Source organism: Promicromonospora sukumoe, from assembly GCF_014137995.1.
Taxonomy (GTDB): domain Bacteria; phylum Actinomycetota; class Actinomycetes; order Actinomycetales; family Cellulomonadaceae; genus Promicromonospora; species Promicromonospora sukumoe.
In genome coordinates this window covers 1,024,951-1,051,310 of sequence record NZ_JACGWV010000002.1, presented here as the reverse complement: position 1 = coordinate 1,051,310, position 26,360 = coordinate 1,024,951, and the positions used below count along the sequence as shown (strand labels likewise).

23 protein-coding genes and 1 tRNA gene are annotated in these 26,360 nt (G+C 72.7%); 17 read left to right on the top strand and 7 right to left on the bottom strand.

Annotated elements, in window-relative coordinates; all coding sequences use genetic code 11:
* The first annotated feature begins 16 nt into the window (after positions 1 to 16).
* The 3 genes from ispD to FHX71_RS21720 are packed head-to-tail and all read left to right on the top strand — an operon-like array spanning position 17 to position 1,874.
* On the top strand, positions 17 to 733 hold the full coding sequence (ispD, locus tag FHX71_RS21730; RefSeq protein ID WP_182619502.1) for a 2-C-methyl-D-erythritol 4-phosphate cytidylyltransferase: 717 nt from the start codon (positions 17 to 19) through the stop codon (positions 731 to 733).
* Positions 730 to 1,278 (top strand): 2-C-methyl-D-erythritol 2,4-cyclodiphosphate synthase, encoded by a 549-nt coding sequence (ispF, locus tag FHX71_RS21725; RefSeq protein ID WP_182619501.1) that lies wholly within the window; start codon positions 730 to 732, stop codon positions 1,276 to 1,278. Before ispD ends, ispF begins: the two co-directional genes overlap by 4 nt.
* A complete protein-coding gene (locus tag FHX71_RS21720) occupies positions 1,275 to 1,874 on the top strand; it encodes a TetR/AcrR family transcriptional regulator (protein WP_182619500.1) in 600 nt (199 codons plus the stop codon). Before ispF ends, FHX71_RS21720 begins: the two co-directional genes overlap by 4 nt.
* A 28-nt stretch (positions 1,875 to 1,902) precedes the next feature.
* Here FHX71_RS21720 and FHX71_RS21715 read toward each other — a convergent pair whose 3' ends face one another.
* Positions 1,903 to 3,240, bottom strand: coding sequence for a D-arabinono-1,4-lactone oxidase (locus FHX71_RS21715; RefSeq protein WP_182619499.1), 1,338 nt, complete (start codon positions 3,238 to 3,240; stop codon positions 1,903 to 1,905).
* Between the two features lie 56 nt (positions 3,241 to 3,296).
* Here FHX71_RS21715 and FHX71_RS21710 point away from each other — a divergent pair, with 56 nt between their 5' ends.
* The 5 genes from FHX71_RS21710 to rlmB all read left to right on the top strand — a co-directional run bounded on the left by FHX71_RS21710 (position 3,297) and on the right by rlmB (position 8,837).
* A complete protein-coding gene (locus FHX71_RS21710) occupies positions 3,297 to 4,520 on the top strand; it encodes a type III PLP-dependent enzyme domain-containing protein (protein WP_182619498.1) in 1,224 nt (407 codons plus the stop codon).
* Between the two features lie 33 nt (positions 4,521 to 4,553).
* Positions 4,554 to 5,804 (top strand): low temperature requirement protein A, encoded by a 1,251-nt coding sequence (locus FHX71_RS21705; protein ID WP_182619497.1) that lies wholly within the window; start codon positions 4,554 to 4,556, stop codon positions 5,802 to 5,804.
* Between the two features lie 35 nt (positions 5,805 to 5,839).
* Positions 5,840 to 6,301 carry an SRPBCC family protein gene (locus FHX71_RS21700; RefSeq protein ID WP_182619496.1) on the top strand — a complete coding sequence of 154 codons (462 nt, stop codon included), beginning with the start codon at positions 5,840 to 5,842 and terminating at the stop codon, positions 6,299 to 6,301.
* Between the two features lie 20 nt (positions 6,302 to 6,321).
* A complete protein-coding gene (gene cysS, locus FHX71_RS21695) occupies positions 6,322 to 7,749 on the top strand; it encodes a cysteine--tRNA ligase (RefSeq protein ID WP_182619495.1) in 1,428 nt (475 codons plus the stop codon).
* A gap of 95 nt (positions 7,750 to 7,844) precedes the next feature.
* Entirely contained in the window at positions 7,845 to 8,837 is a 993-nt protein-coding gene (gene rlmB, locus FHX71_RS21690; protein ID WP_182619494.1) for a 23S rRNA (guanosine(2251)-2'-O)-methyltransferase RlmB, read from the top strand.
* A gap of 25 nt (positions 8,838 to 8,862) precedes the next feature.
* On the opposite strand, the gene FHX71_RS21685 is transcribed toward rlmB, so the two are convergent.
* From FHX71_RS21685 to otsB, 3 genes are all read right to left on the bottom strand, one after another.
* Positions 8,863 to 10,107, bottom strand: a complete 1,245-nt coding sequence (locus FHX71_RS21685; protein WP_376770155.1) for a DUF4032 domain-containing protein — start codon at positions 10,105 to 10,107, stop codon at positions 8,863 to 8,865.
* 145 nt (positions 10,108 to 10,252) lie between these two features.
* A complete protein-coding gene (locus tag FHX71_RS21680; protein WP_182619492.1) occupies positions 10,253 to 11,371 on the bottom strand; it encodes an ABC transporter ATP-binding protein in 1,119 nt (372 codons plus the stop codon).
* 152 nt (positions 11,372 to 11,523) lie between these two features.
* Entirely contained in the window at positions 11,524 to 13,848 is a 2,325-nt protein-coding gene (gene otsB, locus FHX71_RS21675) for a trehalose-phosphatase (protein ID WP_220490234.1), read from the bottom strand.
* A gap of 175 nt (positions 13,849 to 14,023) precedes the next feature.
* Here otsB and FHX71_RS21670 point away from each other — a divergent pair, with 175 nt between their 5' ends.
* From FHX71_RS21670 to FHX71_RS21660, 3 genes are all read left to right on the top strand, one after another.
* Positions 14,024 to 15,847 carry a serine/threonine-protein kinase gene (locus tag FHX71_RS21670; protein ID WP_182619491.1) on the top strand — a complete coding sequence of 608 codons (1,824 nt, stop codon included), beginning with the start codon at positions 14,024 to 14,026 and terminating at the stop codon, positions 15,845 to 15,847.
* Between the two features lie 169 nt (positions 15,848 to 16,016).
* Entirely contained in the window at positions 16,017 to 16,859 is an 843-nt protein-coding gene (locus FHX71_RS21665; protein ID WP_182619490.1) for a DsbA family protein, read from the top strand.
* A 150-nt stretch (positions 16,860 to 17,009) separates the two neighbouring features.
* Positions 17,010 to 17,085, top strand: a tRNA-Thr gene (locus FHX71_RS21660).
* Between the two features lie 187 nt (positions 17,086 to 17,272).
* On the opposite strand, the gene FHX71_RS21655 is transcribed toward FHX71_RS21660, so the two are convergent.
* The 3 genes from FHX71_RS21655 to FHX71_RS21645 form a co-directional block, all read right to left on the bottom strand.
* Positions 17,273 to 17,812, bottom strand: a complete 540-nt coding sequence (locus FHX71_RS21655) for a TetR/AcrR family transcriptional regulator (RefSeq protein ID WP_182619489.1) — start codon at positions 17,810 to 17,812, stop codon at positions 17,273 to 17,275.
* Between the two features lie 35 nt (positions 17,813 to 17,847).
* Complete coding sequence (locus FHX71_RS21650; protein WP_220490233.1) at positions 17,848 to 19,380, bottom strand: MFS transporter; 1,533 nt, start codon at positions 19,378 to 19,380, stop codon at positions 17,848 to 17,850.
* A 134-nt stretch (positions 19,381 to 19,514) separates the two neighbouring features.
* Positions 19,515 to 20,366, bottom strand: coding sequence for an SGNH/GDSL hydrolase family protein (locus tag FHX71_RS21645; RefSeq protein ID WP_376770154.1), 852 nt, complete (start codon positions 20,364 to 20,366; stop codon positions 19,515 to 19,517).
* Between the two features lie 154 nt (positions 20,367 to 20,520).
* Here FHX71_RS21645 and FHX71_RS21640 point away from each other — a divergent pair, with 154 nt between their 5' ends.
* From FHX71_RS21640 to groL, 6 genes are all read left to right on the top strand, one after another.
* Positions 20,521 to 21,183 carry a uracil-DNA glycosylase gene (locus FHX71_RS21640; protein WP_182620034.1) on the top strand — a complete coding sequence of 221 codons (663 nt, stop codon included), beginning with the start codon at positions 20,521 to 20,523 and terminating at the stop codon, positions 21,181 to 21,183.
* A gap of 77 nt (positions 21,184 to 21,260) precedes the next feature.
* Positions 21,261 to 21,596: a DUF3263 domain-containing protein gene (locus FHX71_RS21635; RefSeq protein WP_182619488.1), complete on the top strand. Its 336-nt coding sequence runs from the start codon at positions 21,261 to 21,263 to the stop codon at positions 21,594 to 21,596.
* 42 nt (positions 21,597 to 21,638) lie between these two features.
* A complete protein-coding gene (locus FHX71_RS30175; RefSeq protein WP_182619487.1) occupies positions 21,639 to 22,277 on the top strand; it encodes a LytR C-terminal domain-containing protein in 639 nt (212 codons plus the stop codon).
* A 203-nt stretch (positions 22,278 to 22,480) separates the two neighbouring features.
* Positions 22,481 to 22,684 carry a cold-shock protein gene (locus tag FHX71_RS21625; protein WP_020017272.1) on the top strand — a complete coding sequence of 68 codons (204 nt, stop codon included), beginning with the start codon at positions 22,481 to 22,483 and terminating at the stop codon, positions 22,682 to 22,684.
* 227 nt (positions 22,685 to 22,911) lie between these two features.
* The gene (locus tag FHX71_RS21620; RefSeq protein ID WP_182619486.1) at positions 22,912 to 24,435 is read left to right on the top strand and encodes a phytoene desaturase family protein; all 1,524 of its coding nucleotides are present in this window, start codon (positions 22,912 to 22,914) and stop codon (positions 24,433 to 24,435) included.
* Positions 24,436 to 24,641: 206 nt separating this feature from the next.
* On the top strand, positions 24,642 to 26,270 hold the full coding sequence (gene groL / locus FHX71_RS21615) for a chaperonin GroEL (protein ID WP_182619485.1): 1,629 nt from the start codon (positions 24,642 to 24,644) through the stop codon (positions 26,268 to 26,270).
* Positions 26,271 to 26,360: the final 90 nt, after the last annotated feature.

Below are 26,360 nucleotides of genomic sequence, written 5' to 3'. Positions count from 1 at the left end.
GGGGACCCGCGACGAGATGACGACCCTTGCAATCCTGACGGCCGCCGGCTCGGGCTCCCGACTGGGACGTGACCTGCCCAAGGCCCTCGTGGAGCTGGACGGCTTTCCGCTCGTGCTCCACGCCGCGCGGCGCCTGGCGGCCTCGGGGGTCGTGGACTCGATCGTGGTGACCGCGCCCGACGGGCTCGTAGCCGTGATGGCCGACCTCATGGCGGACGACCCGCACGTGCAGGTCCCCGTCGAGGTGACGGACGGCGGACCCACGCGACAGGCCTCCGTCAGCGCCGGCCTGGCGCTCGCCGGGCCGGGCGACGACGTCGTGCTGGTGCACGACGCGGCCCGCCCCCTCGTACCCCCGGACCTGGTCCGGCGCGTCGTGGGTGCCGTGCGGGGCGGCCACGGCGCCGTCGTGCCCGGCCTGCCGGTCACGGACACGGTGAAGCAGGTGCGCCCGGACGGCGACGCCGAGCTCGTCACCGGCACCCCGGACCGTTCGATGCTGCGCGCCGTGCAGACGCCGCAGGGCTTCGCGCGCGACCTGCTGGTGCGCGCGCACCGCACGGGCGCCGCCCGGGCCCAGGCCGAGCACCTGGCGGCGACCGACGACGCCGGGCTCGTCGAGGTGCTCGGCGAGCCGGTGCACATCGTGCCGGGCGACGCCGCGGCCTTCAAGATCACCACCGAACGCGACCTGTGGCTCGCGTCCCTCGTGCTGCAGGAGACGAACGCATGACCGACCCGTCGAGCACGCCGGACCTGGTGGTCCCGGCCCCGGGCGCCTACCCCCTGCCGCGCACGGGGATCGGCGTCGACGTGCACGCCTTCGCACCGGACGGCTCGGACCGCGAGATGTGGCTCGGGGGCCTGCACTGGCCGGGGGAGCGGGGCCTGGCCGGGCACTCCGACGCCGACGTCGCCGCCCACGCCGCGGCGGACGCGCTGTTCTCGGCGGCGGGCCTGGGCGACCTCGGGTCGCACTTCGGGACGGGCCGTCCCGAGTGGGCGGGCGCCTCGGGGACCACGCTTCTGGCCGAGGCCGCGAGGCGCGTTCGGGCTGCGGGGTACATGATCGGTAATGTGGCTGTTCAGGTGATCGGAAACCATCCTCGGGTCGGCACCCGGCGCGACGAGGCTCAGACGGCGCTGTCCGCCGCCGCGGGCGCGCCGGTGTCGCTGACCGCGACGACTACGGACGCGCTCGGGCTGACCGGGCGCGGCGAGGGCGTCGCGGCCATCGCGACCGCCCTCGTGGTGCCCGACGGCAGGGCGGCGGCATGAACAACAAGCGCAAGCCGCTCGACGAGCGGCGCGCCGAGATCGTCGAGGCCGGGCTGAGCGTCGCGATGCGCGAGGGCGTGGAGTCGGTGACCGTGCGCCGTGTGGCGCAGGAGGCCGGCATCTCGCTCGGCACCGTGCACTACTGCTTCGACGACAAGGACGCGATGCTGCGGGCCATGGGCCGCGCCATCGCCATGCGGGCGTCCGAGCCGATGATCTCGGCTCTGGAGGTCGGGCCGGACCACACGACCCTGGCCGACACGGCCGTGGACGCCCTCCTGACGGGGCTCAAGCAGCACCAGCACATGCGGTTGCTGACCTTCGAGTTCGCGGTCTCGGGCGCGCGGACGCCGGTGCTGCGTGAGGTGGCGCAGGCGCACCTCAAGCAGAGCATCGTGATGACGCGGGAGTACCTGCTGCGGCTCGCCGACGTCGCCGAGGCCAAGTACCGGACCGACATCGACGCGCTGGCGCGGACGGTGGCGATCCGCATCGACGGCATCGAGCTCGCGTGGATGGTCGACCAGGACGACGCCGCGGCGCGCTCCGCCTTCTCCGACCTGACGCACGACGTGTTCGACGACATGGAGCCCTGAGGCTCGTCCACCCGGGCCTGGCCCGGGCCTAGATGGCGAAGACCCGCTCGGTGTACGGGTTGGCGAAGACGCCCTGGGGGTCGGCCGCCTCGCGCGCCCGGCGGAAGTCCTCGAAGCGGCGGTACTGGCCGGCCAGGTAGTCGGCGTCGCGCGTGTGCATCTTGCCCCAGTGCGGGCGCCCGCCCGCCGCGGTGAAGATCTGCTCGGCGGCGTCGAAGTACCGCGCGTACGGCAGCCGCCAGTACTGGTGCACGGCGACGTAGGCGGTGTCGCGGCCGTACGCGGTCGAGAGCCACACGTCGTCGGCGGGCGCGAAGCGCACCTCGACCGGGAACGGCACGTTCTCGCCCGTGGCCCGCTGCCACGCGTCGAGCTGGTTGAGCACCCCCACGACGGCGGCCCGCGGCACCGCGTACTCCATCTCGCGGAACCGCACGCGGCGGTGGGTGCAGAACACGTGGTGCGACGGCGCCGTGTACCGGCGGGCGCTCAGCGCGCGGGCCGAGATCGCGTTCAGCGTGGGCGTCGCCGCGGGGACGAGGGTCGCGATCCGGTTGACCGTCCCGAAGAGCGCGTTCGACAGCACCTCCTCGTCGAGGAAGGAGCGGCACGCCCCGACGGCCTTCCGCATCCCGTGCGCGAGACCCGACCCGGCGCTCACCCCGGCGTCGACCCGCGTGTTGCGGAGCGTCAGGGCGCGGCGCGTGGCGGGGAACCAGTAGAACTCGAAGTGGTCGTTGCCCGCGACGAGGTCGTCGAGCTCCTCGAACACCCGGTCCAGGGGCCACGGCTCCTCGACGGCGTACAGGTCGAAGGCGGGGACGGCCTCGACGGTCACCGTGCTCAGCACGCCGGTGGCGCCCAGGCCCAGGCGGGAGGCCTCGAACAGGTCGTGCCGCTCGGTGGGAGCGGCGCGGACGACGTCGCCGTCGGGCCCCACGACCGTCAGGGCCCGCACGCGGGTGGCGAGGCCGCCGAACCGCGCGCCCGTGCCGTGCGTGCCGGTGGAGATGGCGCCCGCGACCGACTGCCGGTCGATGTCGCCGAGGTTCTGCATCGCGAGGCCGCGCTCGGCCAGGATGCGGTTGAGCTGGTGCAGCCGCATGCCCGCGCCCACCGTGACCAGGGCGTGCCCGGTGTCGGGGTCGCGCTCGACGCGGTGCAGGGCGTCCAGGTGGTCCAGGTTGAGCTGCACGCCGTCGGTGGCGGCCGCCGGCATGAACGAGTGGCCCGCGCCGACCGCGCGCACCGTGTGCCCGTCCTTCACCGCGCGCCGCACGGCGTCGGACAGCTCCTCCTCGGAGGCCGGCTGTTCCTGTCGCGCGGGCTCGGCGCTGACGTTGCGTGCCCAGTTCGTCCAGATCACGCGAGCACTATCCCACGCGTCCGCTCCGGGGGACAGAACCGGAGTAGCGTTCGGGCATGAGCTCCGCAGCAGACACCGCCGCGCGGCTTTCCGCCGCCACGTCCGGCCTGCCCGCCCCCGTCGCGGTCGTCGACCTGGACGTGTTCGACACCAACGCCCTCGACATCCTCAAGCGGGCCGACGGCGTCCCCGTGCGCGTGGCGTCGAAGTCCGTGCGGGTGCGCTCGCTCGTCGAGCGGGCCCTCGGGCACGGCTTCGCCGGCGTCATGGCGTACTCCCTGCGCGAGGCGCTGTGGCTGGTCGGCGAGGGTATGCGCGACGTGCTGGTCGGCTATCCGACGGTGGACCGGGAGGCGCTGGCGGAGCTTGTGGCCGACCCCGCGGCCCGGGCCCAGGTCACCCTGATGGTCGACGACGTGGCCCACCTCGGGCTGATCGCCGACGCGGTGGAGGCGGCAGGGGCGGCCGGAGCGGGTGGCACGCAAGGAGCCGGTGCCACCCCGGTCCAGGTCTGCCTGGACGTCGACTGCTCGCTGCGCGTCGGCGTCGGGCCGCTGACCGCGCACCTCGGCGTGCGCCGCTCGCCCCTGCGCGAGCCCGGCGAGGTCGCCGCCCTGGCGACCGTGGCCCAGGCGAAGGGCCTGGCGGTGCGCGGCCTGATGTTCTACGAGGCCCAGGTGGCCGGCCTGCCCGACACCAGCCCCGCCGTCCGGGTCGTCAAGCGGCTCACGATGCGCGAGGTCAACGACCGCCGGGTGCGCATCCTCGCGGCCGTGCGGGACGCCGTCGGGCACGACGTGGAGCTCGTCAACGCGGGCGGGACCGGCTCGATCGAGGTGAGCGGCAGCGCGCCCGGCGTCACCGAGGTGACCTCGGGCTCCGGGCTGTTCGCCCCGGGTCTCTTCGACGGCTACCGGTCCTTCGAGTCCCGCCCCGCGGCGTTCTTCGGGCTCGACGTGGTCCGGGAGCCCGCCCTCGGCTGGGTCACGGCGTTCTCGGGCGGGTACGCGGCGTCGGGCCAGGCGGGCAAGGCGCGGCTGCCGCGCATCTTCACGCCCGGCTACACGCTCAGCGGGACGGAGGGCGCGGGCGAGGTCCAGACACCGCTGCGCGCCAGGCGGCCCGACGGCGGCATGCTCCGCACCGGCGACCGCGTCTGGCTCCGGCACGCGAAGGCCGGCGAGATGATGGAGCGGTTCGACCAGGTCCACCTCGTGCGGGGCACCGAGGTCACGGAGACCGTGCCGACCTACCGGGGCGAGCACAAGAACTTCGGGTAGGCCGCCCGCCGGGCCATCGGGTAGAACAAGCCCATGCCCACACTGCACCACCGCAACCGGCCGATGACGGGGCGCGACCCGCACGAGCCGGCGCGCACGGCGACCCCGCTGGAGCTGCTGTTCGACCTCACGTTCGTGGTCGCGTTCGGGGTGGCCGGCGAGCAGGGCGCGCACCTGCTCTCCGAGGGGCACGCCATGTCGGGCATCGTCGGGTTCTCGTTCTCGATGTTCGCCATCTGCTGGGCCTGGATCAACTTCACCTGGTTCGCCTCCGCGTTCGACACCGACGACTGGTTCTACCGCGTCACCACGATGGTCCAGATGATCGGCGTCGTGATCCTGGCGCTCGGGCTGCCCGAGATGTTCCGGTCGCTCGACGAGGGCGCCCGCGTGCACAACGAGGTCATGGTCGCCGGGTACATCGTCATGCGGCTCGCCATGCTCGTGCAGTGGCTGCGCGCGGCCCGGCAGGCGCCCGAGTACCGCGCCACCTGCATGTCGTACGTGCGCACCCTGGTCATCACGCAGGTCGGCTGGGTGATCCTGGCCGTCGCGCCCGTGACCGTCCCCGTCTTCCTCGTGGGCGGCGTGCTGCTCGGCCTCGCGGAGATGGCAGGGCCGTACGTCGCCGAGCGGTTCCGCACGACCGGCCCCGGCCGCAGCAGCACCCCGTGGCACGCCCACCACATGGCCGAGCGCTACGGGCTGCTCGCCATCATCACCCTCGGCGAGGGCGTGATCGGTACCGTCGCGTCGCTGTCCGCCGTCGTCGAGCACTCGGGCTGGACGCTCGACGCCGCCCTCGTGGCGCTCGCGGGCACCGGCCTCACCTTCGGGCTCTGGTGGACCTACTACCAGACGCCCGACGCCGAGCTGCTGCACCGGTACCGGGAGCGGTCGTTCGGCTGGGGCTACGGCAACATCGTGGTCTTCGCCGCGCTCGCGGGCGTCGGAGCGGGGCTGCACGTCGCGGGCTATTACCTGGAGGGCCACTCCCACCTGGGTGCCGTCGCGACGGTGCTGGCGGTCGCCGTGCCGGTGCTCGTGTTCGTGGTGGCCGACCACACGCAGTTCTGGGTCCTGTCCCGGTCCTTCAGCCCGCTGCACCTGTTCCTGGTGCTGAGCACGGTGGCTCTGCTCGGCGTGGCCGTCGCCGCCGCGGCGGCGGGCGTCGCCATGGCGTGGGCCCTGCTCCTGGTGATGCTCGCGCCGGCGATCTCGGTGGTCGGGTACGAGCTGCGCGGGCACCGGCACGTGGCCCGCGTGCTGGCCGACGCCGCCTGAGCCGTTGGCTTGCACGGAGCCGTTAGCCTGCACGGATGCGAGCAGCAGTGACGGTGCACATGGACGCGACCCCCGAGCAGGTCTGGGACCTGCTCAGCGACGTCACACGGATCGGTGAGCTGAGTCCGGAGACGTTCGAGGCGGAGTGGACCGACGGCGCGACCGGCCCCGCCGTCGGCGCTCACTTCCGCGGGCACGTGCGCCGCAACGGCGTGGGGCCCGTGTACTGGTCGCAGTGCAAGGTGACCCACTGCGAGCCGGCCCGCGACTTCGGCTTCACGGTGTACCTGGGCGGCCGGCGCCTTAACAACTGGCGCTACCAGCTCGCCCCCGCCGACGGCGGCGGCACGGACGTGACCGAGTCGTTCGAGCTGGAGCAGCGCGGCGTCGCCCGCGCGTACTGGGCCCTGGCGGGCTGGCACCGGCGCCGGGTGAACGTCCGGGGCATGCGGCAGACCCTCGAGAGGGCGCGGACAATTGTCGAGGCGGGAACCTGAAGCGCCGGTACCCTTGACAGGTGACTATTCGCCTGTTTGACACCGCTGCGCGCGAGGTGCGCGACTTCACCCCCATCACCCCGGGCGAGGTCGGCATCTACCTGTGTGGCGCCACGGTCCAGGCACCCCCTCATGTAGGCCACCTGCGCCCGGTCGTCGCGTTCGACGTGCTGCGCCGGTGGCTCACCCGACGGGGCCTGAAGGTCACCCTGATCCGCAACGTCACGGACATCGACGACAAGGTGCTGGCCAAGTCGGCCGCAGCCGGCCGGGAGTGGTGGGCGCACGCCGCGCTGTACGAGCGCGTGTTCACCCAGGCGTACGACGCGCTCGGCGTCATCCCGCCCACCTACGAGCCGCGGGCCACGGGCAGCGTGCCCGAGATGGTCGGGCTCATGGAGCGCCTCGTCGAGCGGGGCCACGCCTACGCCACCGGCGAGGGCAACGTCTGGTTCGACGTGCACTCCTGGCCCGCCTACGGCGAGCTGACCCGGCAGAAGGTCGAGGACCTCAGCCCCGAGGAGGGCGCTGAGGCCACGGCGGGCACCGCCGGGGCGGCCAAGAAGAACCCGCACGACTTCGCGCTCTGGAAGGCTGCCAAGCCGGGCGAGCCGGAGTCGGCGTCGTGGGACACCCCGTTCGGCCGCGGCCGCCCGGGCTGGCACCTGGAGTGCTCCGCGATGGCCCGGCGCTACCTGGGCGAGACGTTCGACATCCACGGCGGCGGCCTCGACCTGCGGTTCCCGCACCACGAGAACGAGCAGGCACAGTCGCGGGCCGCGGGCTACGGGTTCGCGCAGCGCTGGATGCACGTCGCGTGGGTCACCCAGTCCGGCGTGAAGATGTCGAAGTCGCTGGGCAACGGGCTGCTCGTCAGCGAGCTGCTGGCCCAGGCGCCCGCGCCCGTGGTGCGGTACGCCCTGGCGGCCGTGCAGTACCGGTCCATGCTCGAGTGGGCGCCCGACACCCTGGAGGAGGCGCGCACCACCTGGGAGCGGCTGACGGGCTTCGTGACACGCGCCTCGGAGCGGGTCGGCGACGTGCCGGCCGAGGAGGTCGCCAAGGCGGAGGTCCCCGAGGCGTTCGCCGCCGCGATGGACGACGACCTGAACGTGCCGCAGGCGCTCGCCGTGGTGCACGAGCACCTGCGGGCGGGCAACACGGCCCTCGCCTCCGGGAGCGACGCCGCGGTCCGCGACGAGCTGGTGACGCTGCGTGCGATGCTCGACGTGCTGGGCCTGGACCCCGCCGACCCGCAGTGGTCGACGTCGGGCGACGACCGGTACGCGACGGCCCTCGACGGGCTCGTCGCGGCGGAGCTCAAGGCGCGCGCGGAGGCGCGGGCCGCGAAGGACTGGGCGGCGTCGGACGCTATCCGGGACCGCCTCGCGGCCGCCGGGATCGAGGTCCAGGACTCCGCGGACGGGGCCCGCTGGTCCCTCTCCTGAACTTTTTCTGGTGGTCCAGCTTGTCGGGACCGCCTCGACCGATACCTGCGGTGGTCACGACAAGCTCGACCACCGGCTGAGAGACGAGACAAACCATGGCAGGCAATTCGAAGCGCGCCGGAGCGGTGCGCAAGGCCGGCTCCAAGAAGGGCGCCCAGGTCGGCACCGGCGGCCACAGCCGCAAGGGGCTGCAGGGCAAGGGCCCGACGCCCAAGGCGGAGGACCGTACCTACCACCCCGCGCACGAGCGCAAGGTCGCCGCGGAGAAGCGGGCAGCCGTGGCCGGACGCCGTCCGGGCGGCCCGGGCGGGCGCGGCGCCGGGCGCAAGGGCGCCGGGGCGGCCGAGGTCGTCGCGGGCCGCAACGCCGTCCTGGAGGCGCTGCGCGCGGAGATGCCCACCGAGGGCATCTACCTGGCCTCGCGCCTGGAGTCGGACGACCGCACCCAGGAGATCCTGGAGATCGCGCACACGCGCAGCCTGCCCATGTTCGAGGCGTCGCGCCTCGACCTGGACCGGATGACGGACGGCGCCGTGCACCAGGGCGTCGCGATGAAGGTTCCGGCGTACGACTACAAGGACGCCGACGACCTGCTCGACGTCGCGGCCGAGGCCGGCGAGCCGGCGCTGATCGTGGCGCTGGACAGCATCACCGACCCCCGCAACCTCGGTGCCGTGCTGCGGTCCGCCGGGGCGTTCGGCGCGCACGGCGTGCTGGTGCCGGAGCGGCGCGCGGCGGGCGTGACGGCGTCGGCCTGGAAGGTGTCCGCGGGCGCCGCCGCGCGCGTCCCCGTGGCGCGCGCGACCAACCTGGCCCGCGAGCTCGCCGAGCTGAAGAAGTCCGGCTGCTTCGTGGTCGGGCTCGACGCCGGCGGCGACATGCCCGTGGGCGAGCTCGCGTATGCGACGGACCCGCTGGTGCTGGTCGTCGGGTCGGAGGGCAAGGGCCTGTCCCGCCTCGTGCGCGAGGCGTGCGACGCCGTGGTCTCCATCCCGATCGCGGCCACGACCGAGTCGCTGAACGCCGCCGTGGCGGCGGGCATCACGCTGTACGAGGTGGCGCGCCAGCGGTCCGAGGCGGCCGGCTAGGCCCTCCCGTCGTGCCCGCCGGCGGCTACGACTGCTGCTCGGCCTCGCCCGGCGCGAGGCCGAGCAGGGCGTCCTCGTCGGGCCGGTGCCGCAGCACGTTCTCCACGTAGGACTTCGCGGCCTCGGGCAGCGGGATGTCCCGCTGCGCCTGCTGCGAGATGAACCAGCGGTGGTCGAGGATCTCGTGGAAGAGCTGCGCGGGCTCCAGCTTGCGCCGCATCTCGCGGGGCACGGCGTCGATCGTGGGGCGGAAGACCTGGCGGACCCAGGCGTGCGCCACGATCTGCTCCTGGTCGTTCTGCCGGTCGGTCGCGGCCCGGAAGCTGTCGAGGTCGTTGAGCATGCGGCGCGCCTGGTTCTCCTGGACGTCCAGGCCCGTGAGGCGCAGCAGCCGGCGGGAGTGGTGCCCGGCGTCGACCACCTTGGGCTGGATGCGCACCTTGGTGCCGTCGATGTCGGTGGTGATCTCCAGCTCGCCCACGTCGAAGCCCAGGTCGTTGAGCCGCTCGATGCGCGCGGCGACCCGCCAGCGCTCCTCGGAGTCGAACGCCTCCGAGATCGTCAGGGCGGCCCACAGCTCCTGGTACCGCTCCACGAGGGCGTCGCCGATGGAGACCTCGTCGACGTCCTCGTCGAGCAGCTCGCCCGCGGCGAGGTCCATCAGCTCGCCGATGATGTTGGTGCGCGCCAGGTCGACGTCGTAGCTGCGCTGGCCCTTCGTCAGCGTGCGGTGCATGTCGCCGGTCTCGGCGTCGACCAGGTAGGCGGCGAAGGTCTCGGCGTCGCGCCGGAACAGCGTGTTCGACAGCGAGACGTCGCCCCAGTAGAAGCCCACGAGGTGCAGGCGCACCAGGAGCACCGCCAGGGCGTCGATGAGCCGCGTGGCGGTGTCGGGGCGCAGGTCCTGGCTGAACAGGGCGCGGTAGGGCAGCGAGAACGGCAGGTGCTCGGTGATCAGCACGGCCTCGAGCCGCTCGCCGTCGGGCGCGCTGCGGCCCGTGATGACGCCGACGGGCACGACCGAGGGCACCTCGATGCGGTGCAGCTGGCGCAGCAGCGCGTACTCGCGGTAGGCGACGGTCTCGCCGATCTCCTTGATCGCCAGCACGCGGCCGCCGTGGTTGACGAAGCGGACCACGTGCCGCGAGATGCCCTGGGGCAGGGCGGCGAGCACCTCGTCCGGCCACTCGGCCAGGGGGACGTGCCAGGGGAGGTCCAGCAGAGTGGGGTCGGGTGCGACCGCGGTGATCTGGAGGTTCTGCTGGGGCATGGGCACCATTCTGGACGACGGGAGCGCCGGGGCTGAATCACGGCGGGACAGAAGTGTGGCGAGACAGGGCGTCGGCTGGTGCCGGCGTCCTGTCTCGCCACACTTCTACTTCGCCATGGTCCTACCTCGGCGAGGGGCGCTCGGCTCAGCCGAGGCGTTCGCCCGAGGTCGCGGAGAACACGTGGGAGTGGCCGGCCTGGATGGCGACGGAGATGACGTCGCCCTTGTCCGGCACGCCGCGCGGGTCGATGCGCACGATGACCTGGTTGGTGTCGCCCGCGGAGAGGTCGACGTCGGCGGCGTCGCCCTTGAGCGAGCCGTAGACGAAGGCGTCGGAGCCGAGCTCCTCGACCAGGTTGACCTCGACGTCGAACGAGCCGGCGGTGCCGGACGGGACGACGTCCAGGGCCTCGGGACGGAAGCCCAGGGTGACCTTGCCGCCGTCGGCCTCGCTGAGGCTGCCGGCGATGGAACGCTCCAGGGGGACGCTGGCCGAGCCGACCTTGACGCCACCCTCCTTGACGTCGAACGTGCCGATGTTCATGGCCGGGGAGCCGATGAACCCGGCGACGAACACGTTGTTCGGCCGGTCGTACATCTCGCGCGGGGTGCCGACCTGCTGCAGGATGCCGCCGTTGAGGACCGCGATGCGGTCACCCATCGTCAGGGCCTCGGTCTGGTCGTGGGTCACGTAGACCGTGGTCACGCCCAGGCGACGCTGCAGCGACGCGATCTGGGTGCGGGTCTGGACACGGAGCTTGGCGTCCAGGTTGGACAGCGGCTCGTCCATGAGGAAGACCTGGGGCTGGCGCACGATGGCGCGGCCCATGGCGACACGCTGACGCTGTCCACCGGAGAGGGCCTTCGGCTTGCGGTCGAGGTACTCGGTCAGGTCGAGGATCTTGGCGGCTTCCTCGACGCGCTGGCGGATCTCCGCCTTCGGGGTGCCCGCGATCTTCAGGGCGAAGCCCATGTTGTCCGCCACCGACATGTGGGGGTAGAGCGCGTAGTTCTGGAAGACCATCGCGATGTCGCGGTCCTTGGGCTGCACGTCGGTGACGTCGCGGTCACCGATGAAGATGTGCCCACCGTTGACGTCCTCCAGACCCGCGAGCATCCGCAGGGACGTGGACTTACCGCAGCCGGACGGGCCGACGAGGACGAGGAACTCGCCGTCCTCGATCTCCAGGTTCAGCTGGTCGACGGCCGGGCGCTCAGTGCCCGGGTAGACGCGCGTCGCGTGATCGAAAGTGACCGTAGCCATGACTAGTACATCCCTCCACCGGCAGGTACGTGCCGGACGATCCGTTGTGGTCGGGTGCCGTTGCTTCCACTCACGTGTCGGCGGTGACACTGTTGCAGCGCGATCGTACCCCGGTTGGTCAAGGTCGCGGTACAGACCAGGTCACAGGCAGGTCACTCCTCGCCCAGCGTGCGGGCGAGGCCGGCCAGGACCGCGGCGAGCGCGTCCGGGTCGGGCACGCGGTGCGAGGCGAGGGTGTCGCCCGTGCCGACCTTGATCGTCAGGTCGCCCGACTCGAGGGCGCCGAACGCCGCCTCGTCGGTCGTGTCGTCGCCCGCGTAGAGCACGCGCACCTTCTCGACGCCCAGCTCGGCCGCCACGGTGCCGCGCAGCCTGCGCAGCGCCTCGCCCTTGCTCGTGGGCACCACGGACACCTCGACCACGTCCTTGCCGTGCATGGCGGGCAGCCCCTGGTTGGCCGCCACCTCGTCGGCGGCCACGGTGATGGCCGCGGCGTCGTCCACGCTCGCCAGGCGCGTGTGCACGACGGCGGCGGCGGGCTTGACCTGCACCCACGCCCCCTCCCGGCCGGAGACCGCGGACTCGAAGCCCGCGACCAGCGCGTCGAGCTGGCCTGACTGGGTGGTGGTGAGGTGGAAGGGCACCTGCTCGACGCCCGTGGCGGTGGCCCGGCCGGCCTCCGCGCCGTGGCTGCCCACCAGGAACGTGCCGTCGGGGGCGACCGTGCGCTCGGCGAGGTCGGACAGGTCGCGCCCGGAGACGAACGCCAGGCGCACCGGCGCCTCCTGCGCGAGGGTGTGGATCTGCTCGATCGCGGCGCGCGCGGAGCGGGTCATGGAGGACGACTTCGGGTCGTCCACGAGCGGCGCCAGCGTGCCGTCGAAGTCGGACGCGATGAGCCAGCCCGTGGTGGGCTTCTTGCGCCGCCCGTTCCCGCCGCTCATCCGGGCCAGGCCCTTCGGGGGCACGCCCTCGGGCAGGGTGGTGAACGCCGTCAGCGCGTCCCGCAGGTTGTGGTGCCGGGGCTCCGCGGCGCGCGGGTCCACGCTGAGCGGGCGCGGCGGCACCGCGGTGAGCACCCCGAGGAACGTCTCCGACCACTTGGCGACGTCGTCGGCCAGGACCTTGCGGCGCAGGCGGCGCATGCGCCGGCGCTGCTCCTTGGGGTCCATGGTCGCGGCGGCCACGATGATGTCCTTCATGCCGTCGATGTCGTGCGGGTTGACCAGCAGGGGGCCGGGGGAGAGCTCGTCGGCGGCACCGGTGAACTCGCTCAGCACCAGGGCGCCGCGCTCGTCGGATCGGGCCGCGATGTACTCCTTGGCGACCAGGTTCATGCCGTCGCGCAGCGACGTCACCAGCAGCACGTCCGCCGCGAGGTACAGCGCCGCCATCTCCTCGGGCGGGTAGGAGTGGTGCAGGTAGTGGATCGCGGAGTGGCCCAGCTCGCCGTACTCGCCGTTGATCCGGCCCACGAGGACCTCGACGTGCTCGCGGAGCTCCTGGTAGGCGCCCACGTTCTCGCGGCTCGGGCTCGCGACCTGGACGAGCGTCGCGTGCTCGACGTCGAGGCGGCCGTCGTCGAGCAGCTCGCCGTACGCCTTGATGCGGTGCCGGATGCCCTTGGTGTAGTCGAGGCGGTCCACGCCCAGCATCAGCGTGTCCGGGTTGCCCAGGTCCGCCTTGATCTCCTTGGCACGGGCCTGCACCTCGGGCGTGCGCGCGAGGGTGTCGAACCGGTGGGAGTCGATCGAGATGGGGAACGACGAGGCGCGCACGTGCCGGCCGGGCCGCCCGTCGGCGTCCGGGATCGTGATGACGGGGCCGCGCGTGGTGTACCCGGTCAGCCGGCGGGCCGAGCGGACGAAGTTCGCGGCGTCGCCGTTGCGCTGGAAGCCCACGAGGTCCGCGCCGAGCAGGCCGTCGATGATCTGCCGGCGCCACGGGAGCTGCGCGAACAGCTCGACCGGCGGGAACGGGATGTGGTCGAAGAAGCCGATGCGCAGGTCCGGCCGCAGGTCGCGGAGCATGCGGGGGACGAGCTGGAGCTGGTAGTCGTGCACCCAGACGACGGCGCCCTCGGCCGCCTGTGCCGCCGCGGCGTCGGCGAAGCGCTGGTTGACGCGGCGGTACGCGTCCCACCACTGCCGGTGGTAGGCGGGCGGGGCGATGACGTCGTGGTACAGGGGCCAGAGGGTGTCGTTGGAGAACCCCTCGTAGTAGCGCTCGATCTCGGTGGCGCTCAGTGTGACCGGCACCAGCATGACGCCGTCCGCCTCGAAGGGGTCGTGCGCGAGGTCAGGGGCGCCGGACCAGCCGACCCAGGCGCCGTCGGCACCCTGCATCACCGGTTCGAGCGCCGTGACCAGGCCTCCGGGCGACCGCTGCCAGGTCAGGTCGCCCTTGGGGCCGACCGAGAAGTCGACCGGGAGCCGGTTCGCGACGACGACCAGATCGTACCCGTCTTTACCCGGCAATGTACTGCTCCTTATGTGTGGATGATTCTCGCTCTGCTGCGTCAAGAGTAACGAGGTCTCTTCCCTGTTCAGAGTAACGATGTCCGGTTCCACTCGAACCTCGGGACGTCGCGGTGCTGGTCAGAGCGTGGTTGTTGGCGGGCATCCGTCGTCCGCGACGGCTACGGTGTGCCTCATGGAGGAGGTCGAGGCCCCGACGGCGCACCCGCACGGCACCGGCCCCGCTGCCGGTTCGAAGCTCGGCGGGTACACCGTCGTGCGTCAGATCGGCTCCGGCGCCATGGGCGCCGTGTACCGGGCCCAGGACGACGGCGGGAACGCCGTGGCCCTCAAGATCCTCCACCGCCACCTCGACGACCCCGCGGCCCGGGAACGGCTGCGCCGCGAGGCCAACGCGCTCCAGGGCCTCCGGCACCCCGCCGTGGCCCGCGTGCTCGACGCCGAGCTCGAAGGGCCCGAGGCCTTCATCGTCACCGAGCTCATCGAGGGCCCCACGCTCGAGGAGGAGATCGACGATCGCGGGCCGCTCGACCCCCGGGACCTCTTCGAGCTCGCCGACCAGCTCGCCGACGCCCTCGAGGCGGTCCACGGCACCGGCGTCGTGCACCGCGACCTCACCCCCTCGAACGTGCTCATCGCACGGACCGGCCCCGTCCTGATCGACTTCGGGCTCGCCCAGGGTCCCGGCGACGTCCGGGCGACCCGCACCGGGTTCGTCATGGGCACCCCCGGCTACCTCGCCCCCGAGCTGCTCGACGGCGCCGAGCCCGGCCCCGACACCGACTGGTGGTCCTGGGCCGCCGTGCTCGCTTTCGGCGGTACGGGACGCGCGCCGTTCGGCGTCCGCCCCACCGAGCTGGTGCTGCGCCGCTCGCGGCAGGGCCAGGCCGACCTCGACGGGCTCCAGCCGCGTGCCAGGCGAGCGCTCGACGCCGCGCTCCGGGCCGTGCCGGCCGAACGCTGGGGGCCGGACGAGGTGGCGCGCGCGCTCAAGTCCGAGTCGGACGCGTTCGTCGCCGCGACGTCGGGCGAGGGCGGACCGGAGACCACGGTCCTGGACTCCGACGGCACGTCGCCGGGCGGCACCGTCGCGGTGCCGGGCGGCGGCTCGACCCGGGTCATGCCGAAGGGTCTGCTGCCCCGCCGGCGACCGGTCTCGGAAGCGGCGGGTGGCGCGGGGATCGGCGCGGCGGCCGGGGCAGCAGCCGCGGCTCGTACCCGCAGGCCCGCGCCCGGCGGTGTGACCGACCTGGCCCAGGGTGCCGAGGCGCCCCGCGGCCGGTCGGTGACGGGGCGCGCGGTGGGCTCGCCCGGGCTGGCGTCGCCGTCGGCGGGTTCTCTGCTCGCGCCCGAGCCGGCGAGCCCCGCGCGGGTCACCGGTTACCGGGCCCTGTTCCTGACCACCGCGCTCGCGCTCGTGACGCTCGCGGCCACCCGGCCCGGCATCGCCGTCGGCGTGCTCGCGCTCCTGCTCGTCGTGACCCGCCTGGCGGGCATCGCCGTCGACGAGTACCGCAGCCGCCGCGCCCGGCGCGGGCCCAGCCGGTCCGACGCGCTCGTGGCGACGCTCGTGTCGCCCTGGCACCTGGTCCGCGCCGCGTTCGGCGTGCTGCCCGCCCTCGCGGTCGGCATCTGCGCCGGCGTGATCGTGGTGCTGCTGGGGCTGATGCTGTTCGCGCCCGGCAACGTCATCATCGCCCCCATCCCGACCGTCGAGGCGCGGTCCGTGGGCGGCATGAACCAGCCGATCGTCGACAGCCTGGTGCTCGCCGTGGCGATGGTGGTCACGGTGGTCGTGACGTGGTGGGGGCCGGCGTCGTACGGCACGCGGGTCGGGGCCGGGCCGCTGCTCCGGCGAATCGCCCCGTCGAAGGGTTCGAAGGCGTTGTTGACCCTGGTCGTCCTGGCGCTCGCGCTGCTCGCGTCGCTGCCGCTGTTCGGGAGCCCCGTAGACATCCTGTGGTGGCCGCTGGGCGACCGGCCCGCCGTGACCTGGTGACCCCGCCGTCGTGCCCCTGACCTGCTGACTTGTCGCAGGTAGTGCGCGTCCCCGGGTCCGGTGCCTGGATCGTAACGAAACGTCCAGCCGCTTCCCAGAGAGCGCTTGTAGTCTTGCGTCGGGCGTTTGGGACGCCCCGCCCCATTGGCCCGCATCTCGAAGGACCCCGATGTCGACGAATCAGACCAAGGCACAGCGCCGCGACGCGGCCCGTGCCGAGGCCCTTGCCCTCCAGAAGAAGCAGCAGTCGAGCGAGAAGCGCAACCGTGTGATCGTGCTGAGCGTGCTCGGGCTCGCCGTCATCGGTCTCGTGGTGGCGATCGTGCTGATCCTCACCGAGGGCCAGAAGACGCCGATGGAGAAGGTCGACAACATCCCGGCCGGCGTCGTCGAGAACTCCGGCATCCCGGTCGGCGCCGACGGCGCCGCGGGCACCACGAACGAGGGCGCGAAGACGCTCGACGTCTACGTCGACTACATGTGCCCCATCTGCGGCCAGTTCGAGCAGACCAACAGCGCGAGCATCGCCGAGATGCGTGAGGCCGGCGACATCACGCTCGTCGTGCACCCGGTCTCGATCCTCGACCGCGCGTCGCAGGGTACCGAGTACTCCACGCGTGCGGCCTCCGCCTCGGCCTGGGTGGCCGACCGGGCGCCCGAGCAGTTCTCCGCCTTCCACGACGCCCTGTTCGCGAGCCAGCCGGCCGAGAACACGGCGGGCCTCTCCGACGAGCAGATCGCCCAGGTCGCCGAGCAGGCAGGCGTGCCGGCCGACGTCGCCGCGGGCATCACCGACGGCGACGCCAAGGACACCTACGAGGAGTGGGTCGCCGCGTCGACCGACGCCGCGACGAGCAACGAGGACCTGTTCAACGCCCAGGGCGGGTTCGGCACGCCGACCGTGCTGATCGACGGCGAGCGGTTCGAGGGCTGGCAGCAGCCCGGCGCCCTGGCCGCGGCCGTCACCGGCGAGGACGCGAGCTCCGAGCCCTCCGCGTCGCCGTCCGAGTGACGTCTGGCTTGGCCTAGCAGCGAGCGGGTCGACGGCGGGGTCCCGGGCTACGGCCCGGGGCCCCGTCTGTCTGTCTGCTCGGAGGTTCCGGCGACGCGCGCGCCCGGACTCGGACAGCGGCGTCGGGAACCGTTAGGCTGTTCTCCGCCCGCCGCCTTAGCTCAGCTGGTAGAGCTCCCGCCTTGTAAGCGGAAGGTCGTCGGTTCGAACCCGACAGGCGGCTCCAGAGGCCCGGAATCCCTGGGATTCCGGGCCTGCTTGTTTCTGCCCCTGGGTGTGCAGGGGGCCGATCTCATCGAGTTCGGTCGGGTGTCTTCAGATCGGTCGGTCAGGTGACCGGTCTGAAGGCAAGGGACCGAAGTCAGGGGAGCACCTGGCTCTGGTCATGCCCCAGCAGGCTCTCTCGGGCCCCCTCAGGGCGCCGTGACCGCCCGGGCCAGGTGGTCCGCCACCGCGCGGCGCTGGGTCTCCGGCATGTTCCGGTAGGCCAGCGACTCGAACATCCACAGGCCGTCGGCGGCGAGCCGGGCCACCAGCCGGGCCATGGACGCGTCGTCGCCCCCGGCGTCGGTCGGCACGGGCGCCCACCGCTCCAGGACGTCGCTCCAGGGGGCGGCCCACTCGGGGTGCGTCGCGGCCTCCAGCATGAGCTGCAGCTCCGCCCGGGTGGCCGACTCCGCGCTCACGCGGATGTAGGCGGCGAGCCGCTCGCCGGCGGTGAGCTGGTCGGCGGGGCGGCCGGCGTCGGCCTCCAGCGTGCGCTCCCACCGGTCGGCCAGGTGCTGGTGGATCGCGGCGAGCAGGCCCTCCCGGGACGGGAAGTGGTACATGATCCCGCCGCGGGTCAGCTCGGCCTCGGCCGCCACGGAGTCGAAGGTCACGGCCGTGACGCCCTCGCGCTGCACCAGGCGCACGGCTGATTCGAGGATGCGGTCGCGGTTGCTCGGTCGCACGGGGTCTCCAGCGGGGGAGTCGCGGTCGGGACGGTTCAGTGACCCGAACCGTAGGCGGAGGACGCCGACCCGGGCCCGTAGGACCGGAGCAGCACTGTCGTGACGATAGCGCCGAGCGCCAGGACCCCGGCACAGACCACCATGACCACCGAGTAGCTGTTCCCGAAGGCCCGGAACGCGGCGTCGAGCACCTCGGGGCCGGTGCCCGGCGCCGTCAGGGCGTCCGTCATGGACCGGCCCGCCTCGACGGGGGCGCCGGCGGGGAGCTGGATCGTCAGGGTGTAGATCGTGGTCAGGAGCGAGCCCAGCAGGGCGACGGCGGCCAGGCTGCCGAACTCGTAGGAGACCTCCTCCACGGAGGACGCCATGCCGGCCCGCCGGGCGGGCACGTTGCCGATGATCGCGGTGGAGGCCACCGACATGGCCGCACCGAGCCCGAGGCCGGTGACGAGCAGGCCGGCGAGCAGCCACGGCATCCCCTGGTGGACGCCGTACAGCGTGCCGGCCACGCCGACGGCGCCCACGGCCAGGCCGCCGCCGATCAGCACGCGCAGGCCCACGACGTGGAGGAACGCGGCGCCCAGGAGCGAGGACGGCAGCGAGCCCAGGGCGATCGCGGCCACCAGCATCCCCGACTCCAGCGGCGTGAACCCCGCGACGAGCTGGAACCGCTGCGTCGTGGCGAGCTGCAGGCCGCCCATGGCGAACATCGCGATGGCGGCCGCCAGCACCCCCGAGGAGAACGCGGCGTTGCGGAAGATCGACAGGTCGAGCAGCGGGAACGGCAGCCGCTTCTGCCGCCGCACGAAGACCCACCAGCCCACGACGGTCACCAGGGCCGCGCCGAGGACGACGGGGCCCGAGCGGTCGAGCTTGGCGACCTCCTTGATCAGCACCACGAGCCCGACCAGCGTGACCAGGGACTGCACCGAGGAGATGAAGTCCCACCGGGTCCCGGGGTGCGGGTCGTCCTGGGGTGCGACGGCGATGCCGACGATGATCGCCAGCAGGACCACCGGCACGTTGATCAGGAAGATCGAGCCCCAGGCGAAGTGCGCCAGCAGCGCCCCGCCGACGATGGGCCCGAGGGCCCCGCCGACCACCGACAGGCTGCCCCACACGCCGATCGCGATGTTGCGCTCGCGCTCGTTGACGAAGGCCACCCGGATCAGGGCCAGCGTGGCCGGCATCATGGCCGCGGCCCCGACGGCGAGCAGCCCACGGGCGGCGATCAGCACCTCGGGGGTGGGCGCCGTCGCGGCCAGGAACGAGGCGAAGCCGAACACCACCAGGCCGGAGATGAACATGAGGCGGTGGCCGAACCGGTCGCCCAGGGTGCCCGAGCCGAGCAGCAGCCCGGTCATCACCAGGGGGTAGGCGTTGATGATCCACAGGCTCTCGCTCCAGCTCGCGTCGAGCTCGCGCGTGAGCGTGGGCAGCGCCGTGTAGAGGATCGAGTTGTCGAGGGTGATCAGCAGCAGCCCGGTGCCGACGGTGACCAGGAGGGTCCAGCGCCGCCCGGTGCCCATCTGGGACGTGCCCGCACTCAGCGGAGGGCTCATCGTCATGGTTGTAAATGTACCATCTAGAAGGTTAAGTTACGCGGCCAGGAAGGGGTGGCGGAGACGCCGGAGGCTCCCCGGTGCGGGCACCAGGGAGCCTCTGAGTTTCACCCTCCGAAGTGTAGGGCCGGGCGGCGGTCCTACGCGCGCGGCCAGGCCCCCGGCGTCGGCCACTTGGCGGAGCGGCCGTCACCGCTGGAGGTGCCCGTGAGGCGGCGCTTGACCCAGGGCCCCACGTGCTGGCGCATCCAGGCGGCGTTGGCGCGTGCGCTCTCCCGGAAGGCGGCGGGCGGGGCGGCGTCGAGCGGCACGTCCCAGGCGTCGTCGTCCGGTTCGAGGCCGAGCGCGACCAGGGCGGCGTTCGCCACCCGCTGGTGCCCCTCCGGGGTCAGGTGGATGCGGTCCGCGGACCACAGGCGCAGGTCGCCCAGCGACCGCATGCCCCACAGGTCCACGACGTGCGCGCCGTGGCGCCGGGCGATGGACCACACGTTCGCGTTGAAGATGCCCACGCGGCCGTTGGTCCAGCTCAGGCCGGCGCCCGCCTTGAAGCCGGTGCCCATCAGCACGTCGGCGCCCGTGGCGCGGAGCGTGGCGACGGCGTCCTCCAGCGCGGCCGAGATCGTGTCGACGTCGGCCGTGGCGCGCAGGATGTCGTTGCCGCCTCCGACCAGGGACACCAGGTCCGGCTTGGCCTCGAGCGTCGTGCCGAGCTGCTCGGCGACGATCGGGCGCAGCTTGCGGCCCCGGATCGCGAGGTTCGCGTACTCCAGCGGGTCCTCGCCCGCCGCGATGCGGCGTGCGGAGAGCGCGGCGGCGAGGTTGTCCGCCCAGCCGCGCTGCACGTCCGGGGCATCCGGGTAGGGGTCCCACAGACCCTCCGAGAAGGAGTCGCCCATGGCGATGTACCGCGTCCAGCGGACGGGTGCGGTCGCGGTGGGTGTGGTGGAGGGGCCTTCCGGTTCTGGGGTCGTCGCGCTCACGTTCCTCATTGTTGCGCCAACTCCGTGAAGAGTCGTCACAAGTGGGTGTGTCGGGCAGCACAGGGGGTCGCTGTCAGTGGGTCCCGGTAACCTCCTGAGCGTGGAGACCACCGTGAACCCGACACCCCCTGCCGACGCCGACGCTGCCGCTGGCCGGCCCCCGTTGTCGCAGGTCATCGCGCCGGACTGGGCCGAGGCGCTCGCCGACGTCGAGCCCCGCATCGATGCGATGGGCGACTTCCTGCGCACCGAGGTCGCAGAGGGCCGTACCTACGTCCCGGCCGGCGAGAACGTGCTCGCCGCCTTCAAGCGTCCGCTCGCGGACGTGCGCGTGCTGATCGTGGGCCAGGACCCCTACCCGACGCCGGGGCACGCCATGGGCCTGTCCTTCTCGGTGCAGCCGGACGTGCGGCCGGTCCCGCGGTCGCTGGTCAACATCTACAAGGAGCTGCAGGAGGACCTCGGCCTGCCGATCCCGTCGAACGGCGACCTGCGCCCGTGGGCCGACCAGGGGGTCATGCTGTTGAACAGGACGCTCACCTGCCGCCCCGGCTCCTCCGACTCGCACGCGGGCAAGGGGTGGGAAGAGGTCACGGAGGCCGCGATCCGCGCCCTGGTGGCCCGTGGTGGGCCCCTCGTGGCCATCCTGTGGGGCGCGAAGGCGCGCAACCTCAAGGCGTGGCTGGGTGACGTCCCCGTGGTCGAGAGCGCGCACCCGTCGCCGCTGTCGGCGCGCAGCGGCTTCTTCGGCTCGAAGCCGTTCTCGCGGGCCAACGCGCTGCTCGAGCAGCAGGGTGCGCAGCCCGTCGACTGGCGCCTGCCGTAAGGATCGCGGCGCCCTCCTCGGCGCCGGCGGACGGCCGGCGTGCAGACAACGTGAAAAGGACTCAGGTGAACGACAGGATGGTTCCTCCGACCTTCGGTGGGCAGGCGAGCGAGACGCTGGTCGCCCACGTCGAGGCCCCCGCGGTCGAGGGCAGGGAGAACGGGCTCTCCGACCGGGACCGCGAGATCCTCGCGTTCGAGCGCCAGTGGTGGAAGTACGCCGGCGCCAAGGAGGAGGCGGCACGGGAGCTGTTCGGCCTGACCGCCACCCGGTATTACCAGGTGTTGAACGTGCTGATCGACTCCCCGGCCGCCCTGGAGCACGACCCGATGCTGGTCAAGCGCTTGCGCAGGCTCCGCTCGACCCGCCAGCGGGCACGTACTACACGACGGTTGGCGGATGAGAACCACTGAGAACGCACCGATCCGTCACAACAACCCGCTACTCTCTCTGCCGTGACGAAGAGTGGCTACCCCTACCCGCCCGACGAGTTCGACGTCGCTGTCCCCGGGGGCGCACCGGTGGGTGTGCACCGTGCACCGCGCAGCGGTTGGAGCTCGGCCTGGCCGTTCCTGCTGGTCGCCGTGGTCTGCGCCGCCGTTGCCTGGGGCGGCATCACGCTGCTGTCCGGCGGCGGTGACGAGCCGGCCGACGCGTCCGGCACCCCGTCGAGCTCTGCCTCCGCCCCCGTGTCGCCGTCGCCGTCGGCATCGGGCGACGCCTCGGGTGAACCTTCGGGCGAGCCCAGCGGTGAGGCCTCGGAGCCCGCTGGTGAGGAGTCGTCGGTGACCGGGGACCCGGCTGCGGCCGACCTGACCGCTTCGGTCCAGGTGCTGAACGCGAGCGGCGTCGACGGTGCTGCCGGCACGGCCGCCGAGGCGGTCGCCGCCGCAGGGTTCACGGGGACGATCGATCCCGAGACGGACACGACCGGGCTCGGCGAGGGCTACACGGAGACCACCGTGCTGTACGGCACGGAGCCCGACCGCTCCGACACCGCCGCGGCTGTCGCCGCGGCCGTGGGCGCCACGGCCAGCATCGCTTCCGCGGACGTCACGGCGTCGCAGTACGCGGTCATCGTCATCGTCAAGTAGCGCTGGCTGATCTTGCCAATCGGTACCACCAGGCTGATATTCGCTTCCTTGGGCTTCATCGCAGCCCTCTGACCTGGGCGTTCGCCATGCGCTTAATGCCGCATACCGGGCATAGAGGGTTCCCTGGTGTGAGACGGACCACTAGGCTCGAACCACCACGGGTCGACCGCATGGCCCGTGCAGAGGTACAAGGAGAACTACGCATGGCCCAGGGCACCGTCAAGTGGTTCAACGCCGAGAAGGGGTATGGCTTCATCACCCCGACCGCCGGCGGCCAGGACCTTTTCGTTCACTACAGCGCGATCCAGAGCGACGGCTACCGGTCTCTCGACGAGGGTCAGGAAGTCGAGTACGAGGTGGGGCAGGGACAGAAGGGTCCGCAGGCAGAGCAGGTTCGTCCAGTCTGACTCGATGGGACGACGGGTGGGAACCGCCCACCCGTCGCCCGCCACCCCCCGAGGATGCTGGGACCCAGACCCCAGTGTCCGCATCGGCCGGTCGACGACGACCGGTCGCGCACACTGTCGGACGACGATGCCCGACGCCACCGAGCAGCCGCCCCGTACCGCGGCTGCTCGCCCTGGTTCCCGCCAGGCACCCCCTGCCTGCGCGAGCACCATGATTCGATGGGGGCGTGACGCTCCTCGACGCGGTGGTGGTGGGCTCCGGGCCGAACGGCCTGGCGGCCGCGGTGACGCTCGCCCGCGCGGGCCTGGGTGTCCGCGTGCTGGAGGCGCAGCCGACGATCGGCGGCGGCGCGCGCACGCTCCCCGTCCCCGAGCTCGACGACGACCTGCTCTTCGACCTCTGCTCGGCCGTGCACCCCATGGCCTGGGCCTCGCCGTTCTTCCGCGCCTTCGACCTGCGCGCGCACGGCGTCGAGCTGGTCGCGCCCGAGGTCGCCTACGCCCAGCCGCTCGGCGGCGACCGGGCCGGCCTCGCCTGGCGCGACCTCGGCCGGACCGCCGACGGGCTGGGGGCGGACGGCGACGCCTGGCGTGACCTGATCGGCCCGCTCGCCGAGGACTGGCGCCAGATGACCGCGCTCGCGCTGGGCGACAAGCGGACCGTCCGCGGCATGCTGGAGGGCGTACGCGGCCACGGCGGCTACGCGTCGGAGACGTGGGGCGCCGCCGCCTCCCTGGCCCGGCCCGGCCTGCGCTTCGGCACGGCGGTCCTGGAGCAGGGCGGCCCACGCTGGGACCGGCGGTTCCTCACCGAGGAGGCGAGGGCGCTCCTGACCGGGGTCGCAGCGCACGCGATCACCCCGCTGCCGTCGTACGCGGGGGCCGGCACCGCCCTGCTGCTCGCCGCCCTCGCGCACGCCGACGGCGGCTGGGCGGTCCCCGTCGGCGGCTCGCAGGCGATCACCGACGCCCTGGTCCGGGACCTGGAGGCGCACGGTGGCGTCGTCGAGACCGGCCGGCAGGTCGACGACTGGCGTGACCTGCCGTCCGCCCGCGCCGTCCTCCTCGACACCACGCCCCGCACCGCCCTCGAGATCCTGGGGGACCGGGTCAGCGCACCCCGCCGCGCCGCGCTGGGGAAGTTCCGGTACGGCAACGCGGCGGCCAAGGTCGACTTCGTCCTGTCGGGCCCGGTGCCCTGGGCGGCGGACGACGTCGGGCGCGCCTCGACCGTGCACGTCGGCGGCGCCCGGGCCGAGATGGTGATCGCGGAGGACGCCGTCGCGCACGGGACGCACCCCGACCGGCCCATGGTCCTGCTCAGCGACCCGGCCGTGGCCGATCCCGGCCGGGCGCGCGGCACCAGGCGGCCGCTGTGGACCTACGCCCACGTGCCGTCCGGCTCGACCCAGGACGTCACCGAGGCGGTCACCCGGCAGATCGAGCGCTTCGCGCCCGGCTTCCGGGACGTCGTGGTCGGCGCGCGGTGCATCCCCGCCGACCAGATGGAGCGGCACAACCAGAACTACCCGGGCGGCGACATCTCCGCCGGGGCGGCCACCATGTGGCAGATGGTCGCGCGGCCGAGCCTCGCGCCGGACCCCTACCAGCTCGCCGAGGGGGTCTACCTCTGCTCGGCGTCGACCCCGCCCGGCCCGGGGGTGCACGGCATGGGCGGCTGGCACGCCGCGCGGCGGGCGCTGCTCCGGGAGTTCGACGTCCGCCACGTGCCGGGACTGGCGCCGGACTAGGCGTGCGCCGCGTTCGCTCGCGGTGTACGCGCCTTGCACTCTCAAGGTCCGAGTGCCAATAATGTCTTAGCACTCTCCGTTGGAGAGTGACAGCAGGGTCGAATGGTGAGGCCTCCTGCCGCGGCGAGACGTGATCGCCACGGAGGTTGCCGTCCGTCGCGGGCACCGGCCGGCCTGGACAAGCCACCAGCGGAGGATTCATCCCCATGGCCAAGATCATCGCTTTCGACGAGGTTGCTCGTCGGAGCATGGAGCGCGGGCTCAACCAGCTCGCCGACACGGTGAAGGTCACGCTCGGCCCGAAGGGTCGCAACGTCGTTCTGGACAAGAAGTGGGGCGCCCCCACGATCACCAACGACGGTGTCTCCATCGCCAAGGAGATCGAGCTCGAGGACCCCTACGAGCGGATCGGCGCGGAGCTCGTCAAGGAGGTCGCCAAGAAGACGGACGACGTCGCGGGTGACGGCACCACCACCGCCACCGTGCTCGCCCAGGCGCTCGTGAAGGAGGGCCTGCGTGTCGTTGCCGCCGGTGCCAACCCGATCGCCGTCAAGCGCGGCATCGAGAAGGCCACCGAGGCCGTCACCGAGCAGCTGCTGAACGCTGCCAAGGAGATCGAGACCAAGGAAGAGATCGCCGCCACGGCCGCGATCTCGGCCGGTGACCCGGCGATCGGCGAGCTCATCGCCGAGGCCCTCGACAAGGTGGGCAAGGAAGGCGTCATCACCGTCGAGGAGTCGAACACCTTCGGCCTCGAGCTCGAGCTCACCGAGGGCATGCGCTTCGACAAGGGCTTCCTGGCCCGCTACTTCGAGACGGACCCCGAGCGCCAGGAGGCCGTGCTCGAGGACCCGTACGTCCTGATCGTCGAGTCGAAGATCTCGAACGTCAAGGACATGCTGCCGCTGCTCGACCAGGTCATGAAGTCGGGCAAGTCGCTCCTCATCATCGCCGAGGACGTCGAGGGCGAGGCCCTGGCGACCCTGGTGCTGAACAAGATCCGTGGCACCTTCAAGTCCGTCGCCGTCAAGGCCCCGGGCTTCGGCGACCGCCGCAAGGCCATGCTGCAGGACATCGCGATCCTGACCGGCGGCCAGGTCATCACCGAGACCGTCGGCCTCAAGCTGGAGAACGCCACGCTCGAGGAGCTCGGCCAGGCGCGCAAGGTCGTCGTCACCAAGGACGAGACCACGATCGTCGAGGGTGCCGGCGACGCCGACCTCATCGCCGGTCGCGTGAACCAGATCCGCAGCGAGATCGACAAGTCCGACTCGGACTACGACCGCGAGAAGCTCCAGGAGCGCCTCGCGAAGCTGGCCGGCGGCGTGGCCGTCATCAAGGCGGGCGCGGCCACCGAGGTGGAGCTCAAGGAGCGCAAGCACCGCATCGAGGACGCCGTGCGCAACGCCAAGGCTGCCGTCGAGGAGGGCATCGTCGCCGGTGGTGGCGTGGCCCTCATCCAGGCCGGTGCCGTCGCGTTCGCCAAGCTCGAGCTCGAGGGTGACGAGGCGACCGGTGCTGCGATCGTGCGTGCCGCGATCGACGCGCCGCTGAAGCAGATCGCCGTGAACGCCGGCCTCGAGGGCGGCGTCGTGGCGGAGAAGGTGCGCAACCTTCCCTCCGGCCACGGCCTGAACGCCGCGACCGGTGAGTACGAGGACCTGCTCGCCGCGGGCGTCAACGACCCGGTCAAGGTGACCCGCTCGGCGCTGCAGAACGCCGCGTCGATCGCCGCGCTGTTCCTCACCACCGAGGCCGTCGTCGCCGACAAGCCGGAGCCCGTGGGCGCCCCGGCCGGCGACCCGACCGGTGGCATGGGCGGCATGGACTTCTGAGTCCGGCCTGACCCGCTCGGGCCTCGGCCCGCGCACCCGTCCGACGCCGGTCGGTCAACCTCTCACGCGGAGGGTGACCGGCCGGCGTCG